The organism is Blastococcus sp. KM273128 (assembly GCF_021698975.1).
In the GTDB taxonomy this organism is placed as follows: Bacteria; Actinomycetota; Actinomycetes; order Mycobacteriales; family Geodermatophilaceae; genus Blastococcus.
In genome coordinates this window covers 1-24,388 of sequence record NZ_SSXA01000059.1, presented here as the reverse complement: position 1 = coordinate 24,388, position 24,388 = coordinate 1, and the positions used below count along the sequence as shown (strand labels likewise).

25 protein-coding genes are annotated in these 24,388 nt (G+C 74.1%); 3 read left to right on the top strand and 22 right to left on the bottom strand.

The window, feature by feature from the left end; genetic code table 11:
• Nucleotides 1-876 (top strand): peptidylprolyl isomerase (locus E9529_RS15795; RefSeq protein ID WP_236832125.1); only part of this gene is annotated, 876 nt, incomplete at its 5' end.
• A gap of 69 nt (nucleotides 877-945) precedes the next feature.
• Here E9529_RS15795 and E9529_RS15790 read toward each other — a convergent pair.
• The 21 genes from E9529_RS15790 to E9529_RS15690 all read right to left on the bottom strand — a co-directional run bounded on the left by E9529_RS15790 (nucleotide 946) and on the right by E9529_RS15690 (nucleotide 21,590).
• Nucleotides 946-3,390 (bottom strand): bifunctional (p)ppGpp synthetase/guanosine-3',5'-bis(diphosphate) 3'-pyrophosphohydrolase, encoded by a 2,445-nt coding sequence (locus E9529_RS15790; RefSeq protein WP_308195294.1) that lies wholly within the window; start codon nucleotides 3,388-3,390, stop codon nucleotides 946-948.
• 92 nt (nucleotides 3,391-3,482) lie between these two features.
• Entirely contained in the window at nucleotides 3,483-4,070 is a 588-nt protein-coding gene (locus tag E9529_RS15785; protein WP_308195293.1) for an adenine phosphoribosyltransferase, read from the bottom strand.
• Complete coding sequence (secF, locus tag E9529_RS15780; RefSeq protein WP_236832123.1) at nucleotides 4,067-5,401, bottom strand: protein translocase subunit SecF; 1,335 nt, start codon at nucleotides 5,399-5,401, stop codon at nucleotides 4,067-4,069. Before secF ends, E9529_RS15785 begins: the two co-directional genes overlap by 4 nt.
• Nucleotides 5,398-6,999, bottom strand: coding sequence for a protein translocase subunit SecD (gene secD, locus E9529_RS15775; RefSeq protein ID WP_236832121.1), 1,602 nt, complete (start codon nucleotides 6,997-6,999; stop codon nucleotides 5,398-5,400). Before secD ends, secF begins: the two co-directional genes overlap by 4 nt.
• A gap of 14 nt (nucleotides 7,000-7,013) precedes the next feature.
• Nucleotides 7,014-7,325, bottom strand: a complete 312-nt coding sequence (gene yajC / locus E9529_RS15770) for a preprotein translocase subunit YajC (RefSeq protein WP_236832120.1) — start codon at nucleotides 7,323-7,325, stop codon at nucleotides 7,014-7,016.
• Nucleotides 7,326-7,470: 145 nt separating this feature from the next.
• Nucleotides 7,471-8,592, bottom strand: coding sequence for a Holliday junction branch migration DNA helicase RuvB (gene ruvB / locus E9529_RS15765; RefSeq protein ID WP_308195292.1), 1,122 nt, complete (start codon nucleotides 8,590-8,592; stop codon nucleotides 7,471-7,473).
• Nucleotides 8,589-9,227 carry a Holliday junction branch migration protein RuvA gene (gene ruvA, locus E9529_RS15760; protein WP_236832119.1) on the bottom strand — a complete coding sequence of 213 codons (639 nt, stop codon included), beginning with the start codon at nucleotides 9,225-9,227 and terminating at the stop codon, nucleotides 8,589-8,591. Before ruvA ends, ruvB begins: the two co-directional genes overlap by 4 nt.
• Nucleotides 9,224-9,793: a crossover junction endodeoxyribonuclease RuvC gene (ruvC, locus tag E9529_RS15755; RefSeq protein WP_236832117.1), complete on the bottom strand. Its 570-nt coding sequence runs from the start codon at nucleotides 9,791-9,793 to the stop codon at nucleotides 9,224-9,226. Before ruvC ends, ruvA begins: the two co-directional genes overlap by 4 nt.
• A gap of 172 nt (nucleotides 9,794-9,965) precedes the next feature.
• Complete coding sequence (locus E9529_RS15750; protein ID WP_236832116.1) at nucleotides 9,966-10,727, bottom strand: YebC/PmpR family DNA-binding transcriptional regulator; 762 nt, start codon at nucleotides 10,725-10,727, stop codon at nucleotides 9,966-9,968.
• Complete coding sequence (gene pdxT, locus E9529_RS15745) at nucleotides 10,724-11,365, bottom strand: pyridoxal 5'-phosphate synthase glutaminase subunit PdxT (RefSeq protein WP_236832115.1); 642 nt, start codon at nucleotides 11,363-11,365, stop codon at nucleotides 10,724-10,726. The genes E9529_RS15750 and pdxT overlap by 4 nt, the downstream gene beginning before the upstream one ends.
• 95 nt (nucleotides 11,366-11,460) lie before the next feature.
• Entirely contained in the window at nucleotides 11,461-12,558 is a 1,098-nt protein-coding gene (locus E9529_RS15740) for a heparan-alpha-glucosaminide N-acetyltransferase domain-containing protein (RefSeq protein WP_236832113.1), read from the bottom strand.
• A complete protein-coding gene (gene pdxS, locus E9529_RS15735; RefSeq protein WP_308195291.1) occupies nucleotides 12,555-13,457 on the bottom strand; it encodes a pyridoxal 5'-phosphate synthase lyase subunit PdxS in 903 nt (300 codons plus the stop codon). The genes E9529_RS15740 and pdxS overlap by 4 nt, the downstream gene beginning before the upstream one ends.
• Nucleotides 13,458-13,507: 50 nt before the next feature.
• Entirely contained in the window at nucleotides 13,508-14,059 is a 552-nt protein-coding gene (locus E9529_RS15730; protein ID WP_236832111.1) for a hypothetical protein, read from the bottom strand.
• An 11-nt stretch (nucleotides 14,060-14,070) separates the two neighbouring features.
• Complete coding sequence (locus E9529_RS15725) at nucleotides 14,071-15,282, bottom strand: glycosyltransferase family 4 protein (protein WP_236832110.1); 1,212 nt, start codon at nucleotides 15,280-15,282, stop codon at nucleotides 14,071-14,073.
• Complete coding sequence (locus E9529_RS15720) at nucleotides 15,282-16,220, bottom strand: phosphatidylinositol mannoside acyltransferase (RefSeq protein WP_236832109.1); 939 nt, start codon at nucleotides 16,218-16,220, stop codon at nucleotides 15,282-15,284. The genes E9529_RS15725 and E9529_RS15720 overlap by 1 nt, the downstream gene beginning before the upstream one ends.
• Nucleotides 16,217-16,834, bottom strand: coding sequence for a phosphatidylinositol phosphate synthase (gene pgsA, locus E9529_RS15715; RefSeq protein ID WP_236832108.1), 618 nt, complete (start codon nucleotides 16,832-16,834; stop codon nucleotides 16,217-16,219). The genes E9529_RS15720 and pgsA overlap by 4 nt, the downstream gene beginning before the upstream one ends.
• A complete protein-coding gene (locus tag E9529_RS15710) occupies nucleotides 16,835-17,413 on the bottom strand; it encodes an HIT domain-containing protein (protein WP_236832107.1) in 579 nt (192 codons plus the stop codon).
• Complete coding sequence (thrS, locus tag E9529_RS15705; protein WP_236832105.1) at nucleotides 17,410-19,449, bottom strand: threonine--tRNA ligase; 2,040 nt, start codon at nucleotides 19,447-19,449, stop codon at nucleotides 17,410-17,412. Before thrS ends, E9529_RS15710 begins: the two co-directional genes overlap by 4 nt.
• 77 nt (nucleotides 19,450-19,526) lie before the next feature.
• Nucleotides 19,527-20,639, bottom strand: coding sequence for a CapA family protein (locus E9529_RS15700; protein WP_236832103.1), 1,113 nt, complete (start codon nucleotides 20,637-20,639; stop codon nucleotides 19,527-19,529).
• 11 nt (nucleotides 20,640-20,650) lie between these two features.
• A complete protein-coding gene (locus tag E9529_RS15695) occupies nucleotides 20,651-21,196 on the bottom strand; it encodes an MOSC N-terminal beta barrel domain-containing protein (protein WP_236832102.1) in 546 nt (181 codons plus the stop codon).
• A 10-nt stretch (nucleotides 21,197-21,206) separates the two neighbouring features.
• Nucleotides 21,207-21,590 (bottom strand): HNH endonuclease, encoded by a 384-nt coding sequence (locus tag E9529_RS15690; RefSeq protein WP_236832101.1) that lies wholly within the window; start codon nucleotides 21,588-21,590, stop codon nucleotides 21,207-21,209.
• 280 nt (nucleotides 21,591-21,870) lie between these two features.
• On the opposite strand from E9529_RS15690, the gene E9529_RS15685 reads away from it, so the two are divergent.
• Nucleotides 21,871-22,998: a site-specific integrase gene (locus E9529_RS15685; protein WP_236832100.1), complete on the top strand. Its 1,128-nt coding sequence runs from the start codon at nucleotides 21,871-21,873 to the stop codon at nucleotides 22,996-22,998.
• Between the two features lie 5 nt (nucleotides 22,999-23,003).
• Entirely contained in the window at nucleotides 23,004-23,675 is a 672-nt protein-coding gene (locus tag E9529_RS15680; protein ID WP_236832099.1) for a hypothetical protein, read from the top strand.
• 80 nt (nucleotides 23,676-23,755) lie between these two features.
• Here the strand turns inward: E9529_RS15680 and E9529_RS15675 are convergent, their stop codons facing one another.
• Nucleotides 23,756-24,157 carry a hypothetical protein gene (locus E9529_RS15675; protein WP_236832098.1) on the bottom strand — a complete coding sequence of 134 codons (402 nt, stop codon included), beginning with the start codon at nucleotides 24,155-24,157 and terminating at the stop codon, nucleotides 23,756-23,758.
• Between the last annotated feature and the right edge of the window lie 231 nt (nucleotides 24,158-24,388).

Sequence of the window (24,388 nt, the reverse complement as noted above, 5' to 3'; positions counted from 1 at the left end):
CCCCCGCAGCCACGTCCGCCCGAGGAGTCCGCCCCCGTGCCCACGAACAAGCAGCGCCGGGAAGCCGCGCAGCGTCACCTGCAGCGCCAGCTGGAGCGCCGTGCCGAGCAGGCGAAGAAGCGCCGCCGCAACCTCGGCGTGCTTCTCGCCGCGGTGGCCGTCGCCGTGGTCGCCGGGGTCGCCCTGCTCGTGACGGGCGTGTTCGGTGGCGACGACGACCCCGCCGACCCGGTGGCGGCCGGGACGACGACGCCCGCGGCAACCACGTCGGCGGCGCGCACGACCAACGCCGACGGCACGGTCACCTGCGAGTACCTCCCCGACGAGTCGGGGAACCCCGACCTGACCGACGTCGGCACCCCGCCGAACCCGGAGGCCACCCCGACCGAGGGCACCGCCACCGTGCTGATGACCACGAACCAGGGCGACGTCACCCTCACCCTGGACCGCTCGCAGGCCCCCTGCGCCGCGGCGAGCTTCGTCTACCTCACCGAGCAGGGCTTCTACGACGGCACGCCCTGCCACCGGCTGGTCAACGCCGACACCTTCGGCGTGCTGCAGTGCGGTGACCCGACCGGCACCGGTGCCGGCGGGCCCAGCTACAAGTACGCCGAAGAAGTCACGCCGGACACGACATACCCGCGCGGAACCGTGGCCATGGCGAAGACCGCGGCGCCGAACAGCACCGGCGGCCAGTTCTTCCTGACCTTCGTCGACACCGAGCTGCCCCCGGAGTACACGGTCGTCGGCACGATCGACGAGGCCGGGCTGGGCGTGCTCGACGCGGTCGCCGCCGGCGGGGTCGAGGGTGCCGAGGGCCCCGGCGACGGCGCCCCGAGCATCCCCGTCACCATCGAGGACGCGGCCGTGCTGTGACACCGTCGGCCTGCCGGCCGACACCGCGGCCAGGTGCCGGTCCCGCGGCACGGCCCGGGCCGCTCCGGCTCAGGCGGTGACGCGCTCGACGTCGAAGACGCCGTCGACGTTGCGCACGGTCTGCAGCACCGCGCCCAGGTGCGCGGGGTCGGCCAGCTCGAAGGTGAACCGGCTGATGGCCACGCGGTCGCGGCTGGTCTGCACCGACGCCGACAGGATGTTGACCCGCTCGTCGGCCAGCGCCTTGGTGACGTCGGAGAGCAGGCGGTGCCGGTCGAGCGCCTCCACCTGGATGGCCACCAGGAACACCGACCCCGGCGACGAGGCCCACTCGACCTCGACCAGACGTTCAGGCTTGCTGCGCAGGTCGCCGGCGTTGGTGCAGTCGGTGCGGTGCACGCTGACACCCCCGCCGCGGGTCACGAAGCCGAGCACGTCGTCGCCGGGCACCGGGGTGCAGCACTTGGCGAGCTTGGCCCAGACGTCGGTCATGCCGTGGACGATGATCCCCGGGTCGCCGCGGGCCGGCCGCCGCGCGACGGGGCGGCGGGTCGGGATGGCGGTCTCGGCGATGTCCTCCGCCGCGCCCTCGCTACCGCCCAGGGCGGCGATGAGCTTCTCGACGACGGAGGCGGCGGAGAGCTGGTTCTCCCCCACCGCGGCGTAGAGGGCGGTGACGTCGGCGTAGCGCAGGTCCTTGGCCAGCGTCGAGAGCGCCTCGCCGCCGAGCAGCCGCTGCAGCGGCAGGCCCGCCTTGCGCATCGCGCGGGTCAGCGCCTCCTTGCCGGCGTCGACCGCGTCCTCGCGGCGCTCCTTGGTGAACCACTGGCGGATCTTCGTCCGCGCGCGGGAGGAGCCGACGAAGGTCAGCCAGTCCTTCGAGGGGCCGGCGGTGGGCGACTTGGAGGTGAAGATCTCGACGACGTCGCCGTTGGTGAGCTTGCTGTCCAGCGAGACCAGCGAGCCGTTCACGCGGGCGCCGATGGTGCGGAAGCCGACCTCGGTGTGCACCGCGAACGCGAAGTCCACCGGCGTCGAGCCACCGGGCAGGCTCATCACGTCGCCCTTGGGCGTGAAGACGAAGACCTCCTGCGGCCCGAGGTCGTAGCGCAGGGTCTCGAGGAACTCGCCGGGCTCCTGCGCCTCGCGCTGCCAGTCCAGCAGCTGGCGGAGCCACAGCATGTCGTCGGCCGAGCCGGCCTTGGGCGGCGCGCCGCTCTCCCCCGCCGCGGGCTTGCCGCCGGCGCGGGCCTTCTCCTTGTACTTCCAGTGCGCCGCGATGCCGTACTCGGCGGTGCGGTGCATGTCGTGGGTTCGGATCTGCAGCTCGACCGGCTTGCCCTGCGGCCCGATGACCGTGGTGTGCAGCGACTGGTACATGTTGAACTTCGGCATCGCCACGAAGTCCTTGAAGCGCCCGGGCACCGGCTGCCAGTGCGCGTGCATGATGCCCAGCGCCGCGTAGCAGTCCCGCACCGAGTCGACCAGGATGCGGATGCCCACGAGGTCCCAGATGTCGGTGAAGTCCCGGCCGCGGACGATCATCTTCTGGTAGATCGAGTAGTAGTGCTTGGGCCGCCCGGTGACGACGGCGTCGATCTTGGCCGCCCGCAGCTGCTCGGTGACCGACGCGGTGACCTCGGCGAGGTAGGTGTCCCGCGACGGCGCCCGCTCGGCCACCAGCCGCACGATCTCGTCGTAGCGCTTGGGGTAGAGCGTCGCGAACGCGAGGTCCTCGAGCTCCCACTTGATCGTGTTCATGCCCAGCCGGTGGGCCAGCGGGGCGAGGATCTCCAGCGTCTCGCGCGCCTTCTTCTCCTGCTTCTCCGGCGGGAGGAAGCGCAGCGTGCGCATGTTGTGCAGCCGGTCGGCGAGCTTGATGACCAGCACCCGCGGGTCGCGGGACATCGCGACGATCATCTTGCGGATCGTCTCGGCCTGGGCGGCGTCGCCCAGCTTCACCTTGTCGATCTTGGTGACGCCGTCGACCAGGTGGGCGACCTCGGACCCGAAGTCGGTGGTGATCGTCTCGAGGGTGACGCCGGTGTCCTCGACGGTGTCGTGCAGCAGCGCCGCGATCAGCGTCGTCGTGTCCATGCCCAGGCCGGCGAGGATCGTGGCGACGGCGAGGGGGTGGGTGATGTACGGGTCGCCGCTCTTGCGCTTCTGGCTGCTGTGCGCCGTCTCGGCGACGTCGTAGGCGCGCTGGAGCAGCGCCAGGTCGGCCTTGGGGTGGCTCTGCCGGTGCAGGGCGGCCAGCGGCTCCAGGACCGGCCGGACCAGGCCGCTGCGCTGACCGGCGACGATCCGCCGGGCCAGCCGGTCGCGGACGCGCCGCCGCGGGGTGCCCGGCTCGGCGTCGGGCTCTGCGCCGACGTCGTCGGGCCGCCGCACCGCCGGGCGCTCGGGCAGCGGGGTGCGCACGGGCGGCTCGGTCACCGGCTCGGCGACCACCCCGCCGGTGGCTGCCCCGGCCCGCGCGGCAGCCGCGTCGGCGGCTACTTCGGAGGCCACGGCGACTCCTGCGGCTGGCAGAGGGGGGACCCTCACCATGCTAGCGGGACCGCGCCAGCCCCCGCCGGGCCCGGCCGCACGACCTCCCTCGGTCAGGTGGTCCAGAGAGCGTGCACGGTGTGCGGCGCCAGCAGCTGCCGGCCACCGAGCGCGGCCAGCTCCACGACCACGGAGATCCCGGCGACGACGCCGCCCAGCTGCTCGACCAGCGCGACGGCGGCACCGAGGGTGCCCCCGGTGGCGAGCACGTCGTCGACGAGCAGCACCCGCTGCCCGGGCCGGACGGAGTCCGCGTGCAGCTCCAGCGTCGCGGTGCCGTACTCCAGGGTGTAGTCCGCCGAGACCCGCTCGCGCGGCAGCTTGCCCGCCTTGCGGACCGGCACGACGCCGACGCCGGCGTCGAGCGCGACGGCCGCGGCGAGCAGGAACCCGCGCGCCTCCACCCCCGCGACGACGTCGAACGAGCGATCACCGGCGTGCCGGGCGGCCAGCGCGGCGGACCGCGGGTCCGCCGCTCCCGGGGTGGCCAGGCCGTCGACCATCCGGCGGAAGGCGGCGCCGTCGGCGAACACCGGCGTCAGGTCCCGGAAGACGATCCCCGGCTGGGGGTGGTCGGGGACGTCGACGGTGAGCGAGGCGATCAGCTGGTCGAGCGGGAGCTCGGCGGCAGCCGCGCTCACCGGCGCCGCTTGCCCGACGGGCGGCCGGCACCGGGGCGCTGCGGCCGGGCACCCGGCCGCGGCGCGGCCGACGCCCCCCGAGGCCCGTCGGGACGCACCGACGCCGGGGACTCCACGACCACGTCCGCGGGCACGCTCTGCGGCAGGTCGGCCACGGCCACGCCGCCGGCCGGCCGGCGGCGCCGGGCGCTGGCGACCGGGCCGCTCGGGGCGGCGGCGCCGCCGGTGCGGGCCGCCGAGGAGCGCCGGGCCAGCACCCGCCGGCGCAGCGCCTGCACCTCGGGCTCACGTTCCTTGAGGTCGGCGACGATCGGCGTCGCGAGCACGATCGAGGAGTACGTGCCGGCGGCCAGGCCGACGAAGAGCACCAGCGCCAGGTCCTTGAGGGTGCCGACCCCGAGGAGCCCGGCGCCGACGAAGAGCAGGCCGGCGACCGGCAGCAGCGCGATGACCGACGTGTTGATCGACCGCATCAGCGTCTGGTTGACGGCGAGGTTGGCCGCCTCGCCCCAGGTCATCCGGGCGCTCGTCGCCAGGTCACGGGTGTTCTCGTCGACCTTGTCGAAGACCACGACGGTGTCGTAGAGCGAGAACCCCAGGATCGTGAGGAAGCCGATCACCGTCGACGGCGTCACCTCGAAGCCGATCAGCGAGTACACGCCGGCGGTGATCACGATGTCGTGCGCCAGCGCGGCCATCGCGCCCACCGCCATCTTCGGCTGGAACCGCACGGCGAGGAAGAGCACGACCGCCACGAGGAACACCACGAGCGCGACGAGCGCCTGGTCGGTGATGTCCTGCCCCCAGTCGGCGCTGACCGACTCCGGGCTCACCTGGGCGGGCTCGACGCCGACCGCGGCGGCCAGGTTCTCCACCACGACGCGCTCGGCCTCGTTGCCGAGCTGCTCGGTGCGGATGAGCAGGGTGTCCCCGCCGACGACCTGCGCGGTCGCCACCTGGGCTCCGGCGTCCTCGGCCGCGGCCCGCGCCTCGGCCAGCTGCTCCTGCGAGCCGGGCAGCCGGAAGCTGTTGCCGCCCTCGAAGTCGATGCCGAAGTTGAAGCCCCGGAAGACGATGGTGACGAGGCACAGCAGCACCACGACGGCGGTGATCTTGTAGATCAGCCGGCTCCGGCCGACGACGTCGAGCCCCGCCTCGCCGTTGTAGAGCCGGTGTGCCAGGCCCGCGCGCCCGCCCTGCGGTGCCGGGGCCGGGGTGACGTCGTCGCCGGCCGGGTCCTGGGGCAGGCCCGCGTCGGCGAGCGCCTCCTCACCGGTGACCGCCGGTTCCTCCGCGGGCGTCGGCTCCGCCGGGTCCGTGGGGCGGGTCATGAGGTGCTCCTGTCCTGGCGGCCGCCCGCGGCGGCGCCGACGAGTTCCCCGGCGGGCGCCGGGGCACCGGGCCGGCGGGTGTGCTCCACCCGCCCGAGCCCGGAGAAGCGGTTCCGGCCGAAGCCCTTGAACCGCGACAGCACGGCCATGAGCGGGTGGGTGAAGAGGAAGACGACGACGAGGTCCAGGACGGTCGACATGCCCAGGGTGAAGGCGAAGCCCTTCACGTCGCCGATGGCCAGGACGTACAGGATCGCCGCGGCCAGGAAGCTGACCGCGTCCGCGGACAGGATCGTGCGCCGCGCGCGGACCCAGGCCCGCGGCACGGCGGAGCGCAGCGACCGGCCCTCCCGGATCTCGTCCTTGAGCCGCTCGAAGTAGACGACAAAGGAGTCGGCGGTGATGCCGATCGACACGATGAACCCGGCGATGCCAGCGAGGCTCAGGGTGAAGCCGATCTCGCGGCCCAGCAGGATCAGGCAGGCGTAGACCACGACGGCCGAGAGCACGAGGCTGGCGATCATCACCAGCCCGAGCAGCCGGTAGTAGAGCAGCGCGTACACGAACACCAGGGCGATGCCGATGGCGCCGGCGATCAGCCCGGCCTGGAGCTGCTCCTCGCCGAGCTCGGTCGAGATCGACTGCGCCGTCGCCTGGGTGAAGGTCAGCGGCAGGGCCCCGTAGCGGAGCTGGTTGGCCAGCTCGGTGGCCGACTCCTGGTCGAACTGACCGGTGATCGTCGTCGGGTTGGTCGTGATGGCGCTGTTGATGGTGGGCGCCGAGATGACCCGCCCGTCCAGCGTGAAGGCGACCGGCGAGCCGACGTTGGCGGTGGTGTAGGCGGCCCACGTGGACAGGCCGTCGGAGTGGAAGTCCAGGAGGACGACCCAGCTGCCGTCCGAGGGCTCGGTGCCGGCGGTGGCGTCGTCGATCTCGGTGCCCTCGATGATCGTGGGGCCGAGCAGGTACTTCGCGGAGCCGTCCTCGCTGCAGGCGGCCACGAAGTCCTCGGGCCGGCTGAGCTCGCCGGTGACGTTGTCCGCGTCGCAGGTGAGGGTGGCGAACTCCGCCGCCGCCTCCTCCTGGGTGACCGGGGGCGCATCGGGGTCGGGCACCGCCGGCTCCTCGGCGGCGCCGTCGGCCCCCTCGGCGGCCGGGTCCTCGGCGGCGGGGGCCTCGGCAGCGGGGTCCTCGGCAGCCGGGTCCTCCTCGGCCGGGACCGCCGGTGCGGGGCCCTGGAGCACCGGTCGGAAGCGCAGCTGCGCGGTGGCGCCGAGCTGGCGGGCCTGCTCACCGTCGTCGCCCGGGACGGAGATGATGATGTTGCTGTCGCCCTCGGTGACCACCTGGGCCTCGGCGACACCGAGGCCGTTGACCCGCTGCTCGATGATCCGGCGGGCCAGCTCCAGGTCCTCCGGGGCCGGCGCCCGGCCGCCCGGCGTCTGGGCGGTCAGGGTGACCGTGGTGCCGCCGCGCAGGTCGAGGCCGAGCTGCGGGGTGCGGGTGTCCCCCGTGAAGAACACCAGCCCGTACAGCAGGGCGACGATCAGCACGAAGGCGGCGAAGTAGCGCCCCGCCGGGAGCGTGCGGTTGGCCACGGAGCTCCCCCGGGTCAGACGGTGCCGTCGGCGGGGCGCGTGCTGCCCCCGTCGGACGGCGCGGCGCCGGCCGGGCGGCGCACCTCGAGGACCGCCTGCCGGGCGAAGGTGACCACCACGCCCGGGGCGACCTCCAGGTCCAGGGTCGTGTCCCCCAGCGCGGCGACGGTGCCGTGCATGCCGCTGGTGGTCATGACCGGGGTGCCGATCTCGAGGGACGCCTGCAGCGCGGCGTGCTGCTCCTGCATGCGCTTGCGCTGCCGGGCGGGCAGCACGAACAGCACGACGGCCAGCAGGGCCAGCATGATCAGCGGGAAGTACTCCACGACAGGTGTGCCTCTCTTCCGCGACAGGCCTCGCGGTGGTGCGGTCCGGGACGGGACCGCTCGGGTGCGTCGGTTGCCGTGCGCGCGGCGACCAGGCGGGACGCGCACGGCCCGGCCTGCGAGTTGCGCGCCAGCGTCCCGGAGTCTAGGCGTCGAACAGGGTCCCTGACGACGACCCCGGTACCTGTGGGTCTGCTGTGACCCGACCGAGGGGCACGCCGCCACGCGGCACCGGCCGCCCCAGGTGCTCCCAGGCGGCCTCGGTCGCGACCCGCCCGCGCGGGGTGCGCGCCAGCAGCCCGGCGCGCACGAGGAACGGCTCGCACACCTCCTCGACGGTGTGCGGCTCCTCCCCCACGGCCACCGCGAGGGTGGCCACGCCGACCGGCCCGCCGCCGAACTTGCTCACCAGTGCCTCGAGGACGGCGCGGTCGAGGCGGTCCAGCCCGAGGTGGTCGACGTCGTAGAGCGCGAGAGCGGCCTCGGCGACCTGCCGGGTGACCCGGCCGTCGGCCTCCACCTCGGCGTAGTCGCGGACCCGGCGCAGCAGGCGGTTGGCGATGCGCGGCGTCCCCCGGGAGCGGCCGGCGATCTCCGCGGACCCCTCGTCGGTGAGCTCGACGCCGAGCAGGGCGGCGCTGCGGGCGAGGACCCGCTGCAGGTCGTCGGTCTCGTAGAACTCCATCTGCCCGACGAAGCCGAACCGGTCGCGCAGCGGGCCGGTCAGCAACCCGGCCCGGGTGGTGGCACCGACGAGGGTGAAGGGGTTGATCTCCAGCGGGATGGCCGTCGCCCCCGGCCCCTTGCCGACGACGACGTCGACCCGGAAGTCCTCCATCGCCATGTAGAGCAGTTCCTCGGCGGGGCGCGCGATGCGGTGGATCTCGTCGATGAACAGGACGTCGCCCGGCGCGAGGTTCGACAGCATCGCCGCGAGGTCGCCGGAGCGCTCGATCGCCGGGCCGCTGGTGATCTTCACCGAGGTGCCCAGCTCGGAGCCGATGATGAGCGCCAGGCTGGTCTTGCCGAGCCCGGGCGGCCCGGAGAGCAGCACGTGGTCGGGTGTGCGGCCCCGCCGCTTGGCGCCCTCGAGCACCAGGGCGAGCTGGCGGACGACCTTGGGCTGGCCGATGAAGTCGTGCAGCGAGTGCGGCCGCAGCGCCGACTCGACGACCCGCTCCTCGTCGCCGGCCTGCGGTGACACGGTCCACTCCGGCGTCGCGTCGGCCAGCTCGCCGGTCAGCGACCGGTCGAACGGGGCGGTCACGACCTACCCAGCAGCTGGAGCGCCCGCCGCAGCAGCACCGCGACCTCCACGCTCCCGGTCGCGGCGATCTGCTCGTCGGCCACCGGGGCGAGCTGGCCGACCGCGCTCTCGGCCTCCTTGCCGCTCCACCCGAGGCCGACGAGGGCGCTGGTGAGCTGGTCGCGCCAGGGCGCCACCGGCGTCACCGACGGCAGCCCCGCGGGTGCGGGCGCGTCGAGGGAGGTGTCGGTGGTGGTGGAGCCCAGCCGGTCGCGGAGCTCGAGGATCAACCGCTCGGCGCCCTTCTTGCCGATGCCGGGCACCTGCATCAGCGCCTTGACGTCGGCCGTCGAGACGGCCCGGCGGACCTCCCGCGGCGGGTGGATGGCCAGCACCGCCTGGGCCAGGCGCGGACCGACGCCGTTGGCGGTCTGCAGCAGCTCGAACAGCTGGCGCTCGTCGTCGTCGGCGAACCCGTAGAGGGTGAGCGAGTCCTCGCGGACGACGAGGCTGGTGGCCAGCCGGGCGGCCTCCCCCACCTGCAGGCGGGCGATGGTGCCCGGGGTGCACTGCACCGCGAGGCCGATGCCGCCGACCTCGACCACGGCGCCGTCCGGGGAGACCGCGGCGACCCGGCCGCTCACGCTGGCGATCATCGGGCCGCCACCCCGGTCCAGCGCGGGAGGGTGGTGGCGCGCACCGGCGCCCCGATGCCGCCGGCGATCGCCGCGGTGCGCAGCCGCTGCTGCGCCGGCCCGCGCCAGGCGTGGCAGACCGCGAGGGCGAGCGCGTCGGCGGCGTCGGCCGGCTTGGGGGCGGCGGCGAGCCCGAGGACCCGGGTGACCATGAGGGTGACCTGCTCCTTGTCCGCGCGGCCGTTGCCGGAGATGGCCGCCTTGACCTCGCTGGGCGTGTGCCAGGCGACCGGCCGGTCGGCCTGGGCCGCGGCGAGCGCGGCGACCCCGGCCGCCTGCGCGGTGCCGGTGGCGGTGCCCTTGTTGTTCTGGGTGAACACCCGCTCGATCGCGACGACGTCGGGGCGGTGCTCGCGCAGCAGGGCGGTGACCGCGGTGTGCAGCTCCAGCAGCCGCAGCTCCAGGTCCAGCTCCGCCAGCGTGCGGACCACGCCGACGCCGACCGCCGTCGGCCGCGCACCGGGGCGCCCGTCGACCACTCCCCACCCGCACCGGGTGAGGCCCGGGTCGATGCCGAGCACCCGCATGGTCACGCTCCCGTCAGCCGAACTGGTGTTCGACCGAGGCTAACCCCGCCCCCCGACCGAACCCCGCCAACACGCCCGGCGACCCGATGGAACGGCTGGTGACGTACTGGAACGGCCCCGGTGCAGGGTCCCGCGGCGAGCGGAGCGAGCCGTGGGGGGCACCGGGGTCCTTTCAGGCGTCGGCCGCCACCTGCTCCATGACCTCGTCGGACACGTCGTAGTTGGCGTAGACGTTCTGCACGTCGTCGCAGTCCTCGAGCGCGTCGATCAGCCGGAAGACCTTGGCCGCGCCCTCGGCGTCGAGCTCCACCTGGACGCTGGGCTGGAAGCCGGCCTCGGCGGAGTCGTAGTCGATGCCGGCGTCCTGCAGGGCGGTGCGCACGGCGACCAGGTCGGTGGGCTCGCAGAGCACCTCGAGGGTGTCGCCGAGGTCGCGCACCTCCTCGGCGCCGGCGTCCAGCACCGCCAGGAGCACGCTGTCCTCGTCGACGTCACCGGACTTGGGCACCACGACCACGCCCTTGCGGGAGAAGAGGTAGGAGACCGAACCCGGGTCGGCCATCGACCCGCCGTTGCGGGTCATGGCGGTGCGGACCTCCATGGCCGAGCGGTTCTTGTTGTCGGTGAGGCACTCGATGAGCACCGCGACGCCGCCGCTGGCGTAGCCCTCGTAGGTGATGCCCTGGTAGTCGACGCCGCCGGCCTCGAGGCCGGCGCCGCGCTTGACCGCGCGGTCGATGTTGTCGTTGGGCACCGAGCTCTTCTTCGCCTTCTGGATGGCGTCGTAGAGCGTCGGGTTGCCGGCGGGGTCACCGCCACCGGTGCGGGCCGCGACCTCGATGTTCTTGATCAGCTTGGCGAAGAGCTTGCCGCGCTTGGCGTCGATGCCGGCCTTCTTGTGCTTGGTCGTCGCCCACTTGGAGTGGCCGCTCACGGCTCTCCCCTCTCTGCGTCGGCCAGGTGACGGCGCACGATGTCGACGAACAGCGCGTGCACCCGGCGGTCCCCGGTCAGCTCGGGGTGGAAGCTGGTGGCCACCACGTCCCCCTGGCGGACCGCGACGATCCTACCGTCGGCCGCTCCGCCGACGACCCGGCCGAGGACCTGCACCCCCGGGCCGGCCTCCTCGACCCACGGGGCGCGGATGAAGACGGCGTGCAGCGGCCCGCCGGCCAGCCCGTCGAGCTCGACCCGCGTCTCGAACGAGTCGACCTGGCGGCCGAAGGCGTTGCGGCGCACCGTGACGTCCAGCCCGCCGACGGTCCGCTGCCCCGGTGGCGCGTCCAGCAACCGGTCAGCGAGCAGGATCATCCCGGCGCAGGAGCCGTAGGCGGGCAGCCCGGCCCGGACGGCGTCCCGCAGCGGCTCGAGCAGCCCCCACCGCGCGGCCAGCGTCGCCATGGTGGTCGACTCCCCGCCGGGCAGCACGATCCCGTCGACGGCGGCCAGCTCCCCGGGGCGGCGCACCGCCACCGCCTCGGCGCCCCCGGCCCGCAGCGCGGCGACGTGCTCGCGGACGTCGCCCTGGAGGGCCAGCACCCCGACGACGGGCGGATCGGTCGGTTCGCGCACGGTGTGGACGCTACGGTCCCGAGCCCGCCCGGCCGACGGCCCCGTCCAGAGGCTCGTCGCGAGCTCGCGAGCGACGAGGAGGACGGGGTCCTTTCTCAGACCGCCGGTGCCGAGGGGGCGAGCCCGGCGGCGCGGCTCGACGTCCACGTGACCAGCGACTCCAGCGGCCCGCGACCGATGGCCCGCCGCCACGCCCAGGCGCCGGCCAGCGCGGCGACGGCGAAGCACAGCCAGAGGACGCCGCCCTCCACCCGGCCGGGCATGATCTCCACGAGCACGCGGATGGCCACGAGGTGGGTGGCGTAGACGGTGAGCGCGAGCGCCCCCACGGCCGCCACCGGGGAGGTCAGCCGCGGCAGCCGCTCAGCCGCCACCAGGCACCCGGCCACCACGAGGAGCGCGACGCCGGTCGAGCCGACGACCTCGAAGGTGGTCCCGCTGTGCGGCTCGGCGCCGGTCAGCCAGCTCGCGTCGAAGACCCCCGGGGCGGCGAAGCCGGTCTCCGGGCCTGCCGAGGGCACGCCCGCGGCCAGCAGCCGGGTGCTCGCCCAGCCCAGGCCGTAGCCGACGGCGGCGGCCGCCGCGCCGGCAGCCGCCAGCCGGGCTCGCACCGCGGCGGAGGCCAGGTCCAGCCGGCCCACCGCGAGGCCGACCAGCACGAAGGCGATCCAGAGCAGCGCCGGGTAGAAGCCGGTGACCAGCAGCGAGGCCGCGAGCGAGTCGGCCACCCCCAGCGTGGTGAGCACCTGACCTGCCACCACGAGCAGCGGTGGGACGACGACGGCGACGACCGCCGCGGTGACCAGCAGCCGGCGGACCGGCCAGCGCAGGAAGGGCAGTACCAGCACGAACAGCACCCCGTAGACGCCGAGGATCACCGCGACGAAGGTGCCCAGCGCCTCGAGCGCCCACCCGATCGCGAAGACCCACAGCGCCCGGATGAAGATCCGCAGCCGCACGCGGTTGAGCTCCACGCCCTCCGGGGGCCGGTCGCGCCCGGAGAGCAGCGCCACCGAGATACCGGCCAGGGTGGCCAAGAGGATCGACGAGCGGCCGTCGACCACCGCGGTCCAGGTTCGCGGGTCCGGGTGGAGCTCGCCGCCCACCCGCATGTGGGCGGCGAACATGCCGAGCACGGCGAACCCGCGGGCGACGTCCAGCCCGCCGATGCGCCGCCGGACGTCCACGCTCACCAGCCGCGGCTGGCGTACCGCTCGCTCTGCGGGAGCGTCTCGACGTCGATCCCCACCATCGGCTCCCCGAGCCCGCGCGAGACCTTGGCGATCACGTCCGGGTCGTCGTGGAAGGTGGTGGCCTGCACGATGGCGGCCGCGCGCTGCGCCGGGTCCCCGGACTTGAAGATGCCGGAGCCGACGAACACGCCCTCGGCGCCGAGCTGCATCATCATCGCCGCGTCGGCGGGGGTGGCGATGCCACCGGCGGTGAAGAGGACGACGGGCAGCTTGCCCAGCCGCGCCACCTCGGTGACCAGGTCGTGCGGGGCCCGCAGCTCCTTGGCCGCGACGAACAGCTCGGTCTCGTCCAGGGTCGCCAGCCGGCGGATCCCGGCGCGCAGCGCCCGCATGTGGCGGGTCGCCTCGACGACGTTGCCAGTGCCCGCCTCGCCCTTGGAGCGGATCATCGCCGCCCCCTCGGAGATGCGCCGGAGCGCCTCGCCGAGGTCGGTGGCACCGCAGACGAAGGGCACCGTGAAGGCGTGCTTGTCGATGTGGTGGGCCTCGTCCGCGGGGGTGAGCACCTCGGACTCGTCGATGTAGTCGACGCCGAGGGCCTGGAGCACCTGGGCCTCGACGAAGTGGCCGATGCGGGCCTTGGCCATCACGGGGATGGAGACCGCGTCGATGATCCCCTGGACCATGTCGGGGTCGCTCATCCGCGCGATCCCGCCCTGGGCGCGGATGTCGGCCGGCACCCGCTCCAGCGCCATGACGGCGACGGCGCCGGCGTCCTCGGCGATGCGCGCCTGCTCCGGCGTGACGACGTCCATGATGACGCCGCCCTTGAGCTGCTCGGCCATGCCGCGCTTGACGCGGACGGTACCGACGTCCGTCCGGTCGAGATCCTCTGCCACTGCCGCCTGCCTTCGCTAGCCCGATCCGGTTGCGAGCAACCTTACGGCCCTCAGGAGGCGCGGCGGCCGGCGACGTCGACCCCTGCCCCGAGGTCGCCGAGCCGGTCGTCGATGTCGAAGTAGCGCGGCAGGGGGCGCCGGCGGTGCAGGCCGGCCCACCGGCACGACCGCCGGCCGCGCAGCTCCCGCGTGTCGCGGACGGCGTCGTTGTAGAACCGTCGGGCCAGCGCGACCCGGGTCTGGGTGCCCGCCAGGTCGGTGCGCAGCGCGGCCGGGACCCCGGGCAGGTCCGGCGGCAGCTCCCGCAGCTCGTGGCCCAGCGCGTTCTCCGCCAGTTCCCGGTCCCCGGCGTCGCGGGCGGCCCGCGCCCCGGCGGCGCCGGCGGCCAGCCGGGCGCGGGCCCCGCTGCCCAGCGCGGCGGGGTGCTGCCGGGCCAGCTCCTCGGCCAGGCCGGCCCGCCGCTGCAGCTGGGCGTCCAGCGTGGCCCAGGCCCGGTCCACCCGCGCGGCCAGCCGGCGCAGCCGGACCAGCGTCCACCCGAGCCAGATTACCAGGAGCAGGAGCACTCCGGCGGCGAGCCAGGGCCAGGCCTCGGGGATCACGGTCCCCGAGGCTAGCGGCGCGGCCGCCGGATGCGGGGACGTCCCGCCGCGGTACCGGTCGGCGGCACCCCAGGGAAGTCGTGCTCCGGCCCGGCGGTGACCACCCCGCCCCCGGGCGGGAGAACGGTCTCGTACACCGCGAGGATGCGCCGGGCGATCACCTGCCAGTCGTACCGTGCGGCCACCCGGGAGCCGCGCGCGGCCAGGTCGGCGCGCCGGCCGGGGTCGGCCAGCAGGTCCGACAGCGCCCGCCCGAGGGCGACCGGGTCGTCCCGCCGCACCACCACGCCCGCAGCGCCGTCGTCCAGCACCCGGACGAAGGCGTCGAGGTCGCTGGCGACGACCGGCGCCCCGGCGGCCATCGCCTCGATGAGGATCACGCCGAAGGACTCGCCGAGCAGGTTGGGGGCGCAGTACACGTCCACGCTGCGCAGCAGCGCCGCCTTGTCCGCCTCCGACACCTCGCCCAGCAGCGTCACGTGCGGCCGCAGGTCGTCCCCGACCATGGACCACAGCTGGTCGGCGTCCCCCCGCCCGGCGATGAGCAGCCGCGCGTCCGGGTGCGCCCGGACGACGGAGCGCATGGCCTGGAGCAGCACCGGCAGGCCCTTGCGGGGTTCGTCGAAGCGCCCGACGAAGCCGATCGTCGGCGGGCCGTCGCCGCGCGGGCGCCCGGCGAGGGTGGGCCCCGCGGCGAAGAACCCGACGTGCACGCCGTTGGGGATGATCACCGCGTCACCCCCCAGGTGCTCCACCTGGACCCGGCGGGCGAAGTCGGAGACGGCGATCCGCCCGGCGATGCGTTCCATCCAGGGACGGACCATCGGCCCGAGCACGGCCAGCACCTTCGACCGGGTGGTGGCCGTGTGGAAGGTCGCCACGATCGGCCCCCGCGCGATCATGCACACGAGCAGGGACACCGACGGCGACGACGGCTCGTGCACGTGGACGACGTCGAAGCGCCCCTCGCGCAGCCAGCGCCGGACGCGGGCGGCCGACACCGGGCCGAACTGCGCGCTGGCCATCGAGCCGTTGTAGGGCACCGGGACGGTGCGGCCGGCGAAGGTGAGATGGGGGTCGGTGACCGACTCCTCGTGCTGCGCGGGGGTCAGCACCTCGACGTGGTGGCCCATGCCGCGCAGCGTCCCGGCGAGGTCGCGCACGTGGTACTGGACGCCGCCGGGCACGTCCCACCGGTAGGGGCAGACCAGGCCGATCCGCATCAGGGCGCCGCCTGCGCGCGGGGCGGGTCGGGCGGGACGTCGGGCCAGATCCGGCCGAGCATGTGCCAGTCCTCGGGGTGCTCGGCGATCCCGGCGGTGAACACGTCGGCGACCTGCTGCATCGCCGTCGCCACCCGGTCCTTCAGCCGTCCGGACCCCCGCACCGGCACCTCGGGGTGCACGCACAGCCGCCACCCGCCCGGCGTGAACCGGCCGACGACGGGCAGCAGCGCGGCGCCGGTGCGCTCGGCGAGCAGCGCCGCACCCCCGGGCATGGTCGTCGGCCGGCCGAAGAAGGTCACCGGGACACCACCCGCACCCAGGTTGCGGTCGACGAGCAGGCAGGCCACGCCACCGTCGTCGAGCCACTCCCGCAGCACCTCCGCGCTCGGCCGGTCGCCGCCGGTCAGCGGCACCACCCGGAAGCCGAGGCCCTCCCGGTACTCGAGGAAGCGCCGGTAGAGCGACTCGGGCCGCAGCCGCTCCGCGACGGTCATGAACGGCCCGTCCAGCCAGTCGGTGAACCACGCGCCGGCGGCGTCCCAGTTCCCGCTGTGCGGGAGCGCGAGCACCACCCCCCGCCCGTCGGCGCGGGCCCGGGCGATGTGCTCGATGCCGATGACCTCGCTGTCGCGGCGGATGCGCTGCGCGGTCAGCGACGGCAGCCGGAACGCCTCCTGCCAGTAGCGGGCGTAGGAGCGCATGGCGCGGCGGGTGAGGTCGGCGAGCTCGGGCTCGGTCAGCCGCCCGCCGGTGACCACGCGCAGGTTGGCCCGCAGCTGCCGCACGCCGGCGCCGTCCCGGCCGGCGGCCCACTCCCCCGCCCGGTCGAACAGCGCCCGCGCGGACGGCTCCGGCAGCATCCGCACCGCCCGCCAGCCGGCCGCGTACCCGGCGTCGGAGAGGCCGGCGGTGAGCCGCTCCCGGGCGCCGCTCACGGGGCGATCCGCCGGCCGTCCGCGGCCCGCTTCACCGCCAGGACGCGCTGGGCCACCGTGACCGCGCTGCCGGCCAGGAGCACCCACAGCGCCACGTGCACGGCGTACGGGATGCCGAGCCCGGTGAACCCGGTGCCGGTCAGCACGAGGATCAGCCGCTCGGTCCGCTCGACCACCCCGACGTCGCAGGCCAGGCCCATCCCCTCGGCGCGCGCCTTGATGTAGGAGGTGAGCACGCCCAGCACCAGGCAGAGCAGGGCGAGCAGCACCAGCAGCCGGTTGTCGCCGTCGCCGGAGAACCACCAGACCAGGGCGCCGAAGATCGCGGCGTCGGCCGCGCGGTCGCCGGTGGAGTCCAGCACCGCCCCGAACACCGAGCCGCCGCCGCGCAGGCGGGCGAGCGCGCCGTCGAGCATGTCCAGCATCACGAACATCCAGACGGCGAACGCGCCCCAGAACAGCTGCCCGGTGCCGATGAGGAACACCGCACCGGCGACGGCCCCGACCGTGCCGGTGACCGTCACCATGTCCGGGGTGACGCCCAGCCGGTCCAGCCGGGCGACGATCGGCTGCACCACCTTGGCCACCGCCGGGCGGGCGTTGACGCCGAGCACTCAGGCCTCCGCCACGGGAGCGGCGTGCTCGGCCCACGCGTCGGCGAGCAGCGCCCGGGTCTCCCCCAGCACCTGCGGCAGCACCCGGGTGAGCCCGACCACCGGCATGAAGTTGGTGTCCCCGCCCCAGCGCGGCACGGCGTGCTGGTGCAGGTGGTCGGCGATGCCGGCCCCGGCCACGGCCCCCTGGTTCATGCCGATGTTGAACCCGTGGGCGCCGCTCACCGCGCGGACCACGCGCATCGCCGTCTGGGTGAACGCGCCCAGCTCGGCCACCTCCCCGGGCGTGAGGTCGGTGTAGTCCGGCACGTGCCGGTACGGCACCAGCATCAGGTGGCCGGCGTTGTAGGGGTAGAGGTTCAGGACGGCGAACACCAACGTCCCCCGCGCCACCACCAGCCCCTCCTCGTCGCCGAGGGTCGGGATCACGCAGAACGGGCAGTCGTGCGCACCGGTGGGCTTGCCCTCCCCGCGGATGTAGGCCATCCGGTAGGGGGTCCACAGGTGCTCGAACACCGTCGCGGGGCCGCCCTCGTCCGAGCTGACCGCCACCCGGTACGGGGCGTTGTCCTCGCTCATCCGGGGACCGCCGCGTTCTCCGCCGTCGGGTCGGCGTTGCTGCGGGCCGTGATCCAGCCGGCGATCCGCTCGACGGCGGCGTCGACCGGCACCCCGTTGTCCTGGCTGCCGTCGCGGAAGCGGAAGGACACCGCACCGGCCTCGGCGTCGGTGGCGCCGGCGATGAGGACGAACGGGATCTTCTGCTTGCTCGCCGTCCGGATCTTCTTCTGCATCCGGTCGTCGGAGTCGTCGATCTCCACCCGGATGCCGCGCGCCCTCAGCTTCAGCGCGACGTCGGCGAGGTAGGGCACCTGCTCGTCGGTGACCGGGATGCCCACCACCTGCACCGGGGCCAGCCAGGCCGGGAAGGCGCCGGCGTAGTGCTCGGTGAGGACGCCGAAGAACCGCTCGATCGAGCCGAACTTCGCCGAGTGGATCATCACCGGCTGGGCACGGCCACCCTCGGGCGTCGTGTACTCCAGGCCGAAGCGGGCGGGCTGGTTGAAGTCGTACTGGATGGTCGACATCTGCCAGGTGCGGCCGATGGCGTCGCGCGCCTGCACGGAGATCTTGGGGCCGTAGAAGGCCGCCCCTCCCGGGTCGGGGACGAGCTCCAGGCCGGTCTCCTCCGCCGCGTCCTGCAGGACCTGCGTGGCGACCGCCCACTCCTCGTCCGACCCGATGAACTTGCCCTGCTTCTCCGGGTCGTCGCCGCGGGTGGAGAGCTCCAGGTAGTACTCGTCCAGGCCGAAGTCGCGCAGCAGGCCGAGCACGAAGGCCAGCAGGTGCCGGATCTCGCCGGGCGCCTGCTCGGGGGTGACGTAGCTGTGCGAGTCGTCCTGGGTCAGCCCGCGCACGCGGGTCAGGCCGTGCACGACGCCGGACTTCTCGTACCGGTAGACCGTACCGAACTCGAAGAACCGCAGCGGCAGCTCGCGGTAGGACCGCCCGCGCGACCGGAAGATCAGGTTGTGCATGGGGCAGTTCATGGCCTTGAGCCGGTACTCGCTGTTCTCCAGCTCCATGCCGGGGAACATCGTGTCCGCGTAGTACGGCAGGTGCCCCGAGGTCTCGAAGACCCCGCTCTTGGTGATGTGCGGGGTGCCGACGTAGTCGAAGCCCTCCTCGATGTGCCGGCGGCGGACGTAGTCCTCCATCTCCCGCTTGACCACCCCGCCCTTGGGGTGGAAGACCGCCAGCCCGGAGCCGATCTCGTCGGGGAAGCTGAACAGGTCGAGCTCCACCCCGAGGCGGCGGTGGTCGCGCCGCTCGGCCTCCGCCAGGTGCTCCAGGTAGGCCTTGTGCGCGTCCTTGCTCTCCCAGGCGGTGCCGTAGACGCGCTGCAGCTGCGGGTTCTTCTCGCTCCCCCGCCAGTAGGCCGCGGCCGACCGGGTGAGGCTGAACGCCGGGATGCTGGAGGTGCGCGGCAGGTGCGGGCCGCGGCACAGGTCGGTCCAGACCCGCTCGCCGGAGCGCGGGTCGAGGTTGTCGTACATCGTCAGCTGCGCGCCGCCGACCTCCACCTCGGCGCCCTCGGCCGCGTCGGAGGCGCCGCCCTTGAGCCCGATCAGCTCCAGCTTGTAGGGCTCGTGGGCGAGCTCGGCCTGCGCGTCGGCGTCCCCGATCTCGCGGCGCGAGAAGTACTGGCCGGACTTGACGATCTCCTGCATCCGCTTATCGAGGGCCTTGAGGTCCTCGGGGGTGAACGGGCGCTCGGGGTCGAAGTCGTAGTAGAAGCCGTTCTCGACCGGCGGGCCGATGCCCAGCCGGGTGCCCGGGAACAGGTCCTGGACGGCCTGGGCGAGCACGTGGGCGGTCGAGTGGCGGATCACCGCGCGGCCGTCCGCGCTGGACGCCGCGACGGCCTCCACCTCGGCGTCGGCCTCCGGTGCCCACGCGAGGTCCTTGAGGTCGCCGGTCGCCACCTCGCGGACGACGACGGCGCCGTCGGGGCCCTTCAGCGGGACCCCGGCCGCCTTGAGCGCGTCCTGCGCCGTCGTCCCGGCCGGCACCCGGATCGGTCCGACGGCGGTGGGCGAGGGCTGCGTGGGCACGAGCGAGCTCCAGGGATCGAGGCGGCGGGTGTCCTGCGACGCCCGTTCTGCGGCCCCGAGCCTAGTGCGCGCCGCGCTCAGTCCCGGACGACCTCCAGCCCGTCCCCGACCGCGCCGCGCCGGTCGAGCACGTCGAAGATGCGCGCCCAGCTCACCGGGTCGGCCGGCACGACCCGCACGCCGGCGCCGAACTCGATGCGCAGGGGCACCGCCTCGGCCGACGAGACGGTGAACCGGCCGTCGTCGCCGCGGGTGAAGGTGAACCGTGCGGCCACCGAGTCCTCCGTCGGGTGGCCGCGGGTGGCGTGCTCGGCGACGTGGTTGCCCAGGCCGTAGGCCACCCACTCGCCGTCGATCCGCTCGAAGGGCTGCACCACGTGCGCGTGGTGCCCGAGCACGAGGTCGACGTCGGGCGAGGCCAGCAGGGCGCGTGCCGCCTCCTCCTGGGCCGCGGTGGGTTCGTGCTCGTACTCCCGGCAGCAGTGCAGGCCCGCGATCACGACCTCGGCACCCGCCGCCCGTGCCCGCGCCGCCCCCGCCAGCATCCCGGCCACGTCGGGGACGGCGGCGACGTCGACCGACCACTCGCGCCCCGTCGGCAGCGGCACGCCATTGAGGCTGAAGGTCGCCGCGACGAACCCGACGGGAACCCCGTCGACGTCGACCAGCGCCGGCTCGGAGCTCTCCGCCTCGGTCCGGTAGGTGCCGGTGTGCCCGATCCCGGCGGCGTCGAGCACGTCGAGCGTGCGGGTGAGCCCGTCGAAGCCGTCGTCCAGCGAGTGGTTCGACGCCGTGGAGCAGACGTCGTACCCCGCGCCGGCGAGCGCGTCGACGATCTCGGGCTGGACGCGGAAGCTCGGGTAGCCGCGGTACGGGCCGCCCTCGGGCGCCACCGGGGTCTCCAGGTGGCAGATCGCCAGGTCGGCCCCGCCGATGATCCCGGAGACCGGCGCGAGGACCCCGCTGAAGTCGTAGGAGCCGTCCGGCCGCAGCGCGCCCGAGGTCAGCGCCCGCCCCTGGTGCACCAGGACGTCACCGGTCGCCACCACCGTGAAGCTCTCGGGCTCCGGCTCGGCAGCCGGCGACGAGGTGGCCGGCGCGGGCGTGCTGGTCCGGTCGGGGCCCGCCGGCGCGTCCCCGCAGGCGGTCAGCAGCAGCACGGCCGCCCCGGCGGCCCACCAGCGACGCATGGCCGACGACGCTAGAGCAGGACCGGGTCGCCGACGGTGATCTCGCCGGGCTGCCGGACCTCCGCGTACACGCCCAGGCAGTGCTTCGGCCTCCGGACGACGACCAGCCGTGCGGTGCCGATGCGGAGCTCCCGGCCCACCCAGGTGCGCTCGTCGTCGTCGGGCAGGTCCAGCAGCACGTTCGCGCGGGGGTCCTCGGCCGAGCAGCCCTCGGGGACGTCGCCCGCCTCGGCGCGGTCGATCGCCTGGCGCGAGACCAGGTGCACCGGCGCGGCATCGGCTGCCGACCCGCCCGGCGCCGGCTCGATCCGCACCGGCCGGCCCAGCACGTCGGCGACCGCGCCGGCGTCGGCCCCCGGGTCCCCGGTCGGGGCCAGCGCCGCCAGGCCCGGGGCGTGCTTGCCGCGCACGACCTCACCGCTGCCCGCGTCGACGACCGTCCAGGCGCGGTCGCCCTCCGGTCCGTGCGCGTGCAGGTGGACGCGCTCCCGGGCCGTGCCGCCGAGGGACTTGACGGGGTACACCCAGATCCGCGCCACCCGCCCGGTCGTCGTCACGGCCCCGACCCTAGGCCGCCGGGCGCGAGCGGCGCAGGCGGCGCAGCTGGGCGTCGAGGTACGGGCGGGCCCGCCGCTGACCGCCGGTGCGCAGGATGGCCGCCGCGAGGTCGTCGAGGGCGCGCGCCAGCCGCTCACCATCGGCCGGCCAGCCCCGGCGTCGGCACTCCTCGAGCCACTCCACCGGGCTGCGGTGCCCCCGCTCCCCGTTGCACCGGCCGCACGCCGCCACCTCGTTCTCCAGCCACGACGGCCCGCCCTTGACCCGCGGCACGACGTGCTCGGTCGTGGGCCGGACCAGCACGGAGAAGCAGCGACCGCACCACACGCAGGTCGGCCCGTCGCGGTCCAGCACCAGCTGGAGCCGGGCGGCGCGGTCGGGCTGGGCGCTCATCGGCACCATGGTCCCGCGATCGGGCGCTCCGCGCCGCGACCGCGGCCGGGGAACGACGGAGGGCCAGGTTCCCCCGTCTCCGGGTTTCCCTGGCCCTCGTGCCGGTGGGCGATACTGGGTTCGAACCAGTGGCGGAGCCGGGAACGAGTGCCCGGCCCGACCAGCGAATACGCACCGTGACCTGCGAGGACGCCGCTTCGATCCCTGTGACATTGATGCACACGGGTGTACCTTCGTGCCATCCCGTTGTGGCACGGGGAAGGGCACGGAGGGCACGGGCATGGCGAACACCAAGGGCACGCGGGCGTACTTCGGCAACGTCCGCAAGCTGCCGTCCGGCCGCTACCAGGCGCGGTGGAACAAGGGCGGAAAGCCGCACAGCGCCAGCACCGACGACGGGCAGCCGCTGACCTTCGCCACCGAGGCGAAGGCCCGACGCTGGCTCCGTGAGCACGCCGACGGGATCAAGGCCGGGACGTGGCCGCCCGCTCCCCCGCCGACGGTGACGCTCCTGGCCGACTACGCCGACGGGTGGGTGACCTCGCGCCAGCTCTCGCAGCGCACTCGGGACCACTACCGGCAGCTTCTCCGGGCGCACATCGTCCCGACTTTCGGCGCGCTGCCACTGTCCGAGATCACCCCGGCCGCCGTGCGCGGCTGGTTCGGCGAGCTGGAGGCGAGCACCGGCCCGACCGCACGGGCGCACTCCTACGGGCTGCTGAAGGCCGTCATGGCGACGGCAGTGTCCGACGACCTGATCCCGGCCAACCCGTGCCGGGTGCGCGGCGGCGGGCAGGCGACCACCGCGAAGAAGATGCGCCCGGCGTCCCTGCCGGAGCTGACCACGCTGACCGAGGCCATGCCGGAGCGGCTGCGGATGCTCGTGCAGCTCGCGGTGTGGTGCTCGCTGCGGTTCGGGGAACTGGCCGAGCTGCGCCGGGCAGACGTGGACCTGGCACGCGGCCTGCTGCATGTCCGTCGCGCCGTCGTCCGCACCGACGCGGGCACCGTCGTCCACCGCCCCAAGAGCGCGGCCGGTGTGCGCGACGTGACGATCCCGCCTCATGTCGTCCCGGCGCTGGCCGAGCACCTGGCCGAGCACGTCGGCACGGGAAAGGACGCGCTGCTGTTCCCGGCGGCCGGTGGCGGGCACCTCGCCCCGTCGGCGCTCTACCGGTCCTTCTACCGGGCACGGGAGGCGGCCGGTCGGCCTGACCTGCGGTTCCACGATCTCCGGCACACCGGGCAGACGCTCGCGGCACTGTCCGGTGCCGGGCTGCGTGAGCTGATGAACCGGGCCGGGCAGTCCACCAGCGGCGCGGCGCTGCGGTATCTGCACGAGGTGGACCAGCGCCAGGCCGAGATTGCGGCGGCCATGAGCAGGCTCGTCGGCGAGCGGGCAGGCTGACCGGCGTGAGTGCGGAAGCCATCGTTGCCATCGTCGCCGTCGTGGTTGCGGTGGCCAGCGCGTACTTCGCCTTTGTCCAGGCGAGGAGCGCGAAGGAGTCAGCTCGGGCAGCAACCGAGCAGGCCACCAGCTCGCAGCAGCAGGCCGTGGCCGCCCGCGAGGGCGTCATGGCCGCACGCGAGCAGGTGACGGCTGCTCAACGACAGGCGGAACTCCAGGAGCAGATGTGGCGGGACCAGGCCCAGCCCTATGTCGTGGCGGACGTTCGGCAGGACCCCGGCCAGGGTGAGCTGCTGCAAGTGGTGGTGGAGAACCGAGGCGGGACCGTCGCGCGGAACATCCGTGTCGCCTTCGACTCGCCGCTCGACATGAAACTCGGCCGCGAGCAGGGTCCTTTCACGGCGCTCGACGGCGTCATCTCAGGCCTGCCGCCGGGGCGTTCGATGGTCTGGCACCTCGGCATCTCGTTCAAGTACTTCGAAGGCCACGACGAGCCGCTGCCAGACCGGGAAGTGACCGTGACCTGCGATGGCCCACTCGGACCAGTCGAACCGCTGCGCTACACGCTCTCGTTCGAATCGCTGCGCCACCAATCCGCCCTCGCCCCCGGGACGCTCTCGCGGGTAGAAGACGCGATCAAGGAGATCGCCAAGGTGTTGAAGGGGCGGAGGCCGTAATGCCCACCGTGGTCACGTTCGCCCAGGGGCGTGAGATGGTCGCGGATTGCGGCGGGCCTCGTGCCCACGGCCGTGCCAGATCACTGTGCCGATGGGCGTGGAATCTCGGGTCGAGCTGCCAGCCACCGGCACGCGCCTTCTAGCGGTTCCAGTACTTCACGCCCCTGGACATGGGCGCGGTACCAGGCGCTCCGCTGGGCGAACCTCGCGTTCGGGTCGGTGAAGTTCTGCCAGTACCAGCCGCCGACGCCGAACGGGCTCGCGCCGAACGGTTGCGTGCCGAACCCTAAGCGCTCGCCGAATTCCACGAATTGCCGGTGCGTGTTGCCCCCACGGGCGCAGATCAGCGCCGCCGTCGTCTCTCCATCGGGGTCGCCGCTCACCGCCGCTTCCTCGGCCTTGGCGCTCAACGACGCTTCGTGACTCCACACCTCCCATAACGCGTAGATCGCGTTCAGCGCGTACCAGATCGCATCGGGCATGTCGGAGTCCGATGACAGCGACGCAGCCCGCACCCGCTGCACCGCATCGTTGAGTCGTCGCCACCGAGGGATCAGTACTCCTGGGGATGCGACCACGCGCAGGACCGTAACGCCGGCGCCGGTGTGTGCGAGCTAACCCGGATCTTTCGCCCGCCCATCGGTGATCATCGGGATGCGACTCGGTGGGCCGCCGGTGCGTGATTCTGGCATTGGGGTGTGACGGTTCGGCCG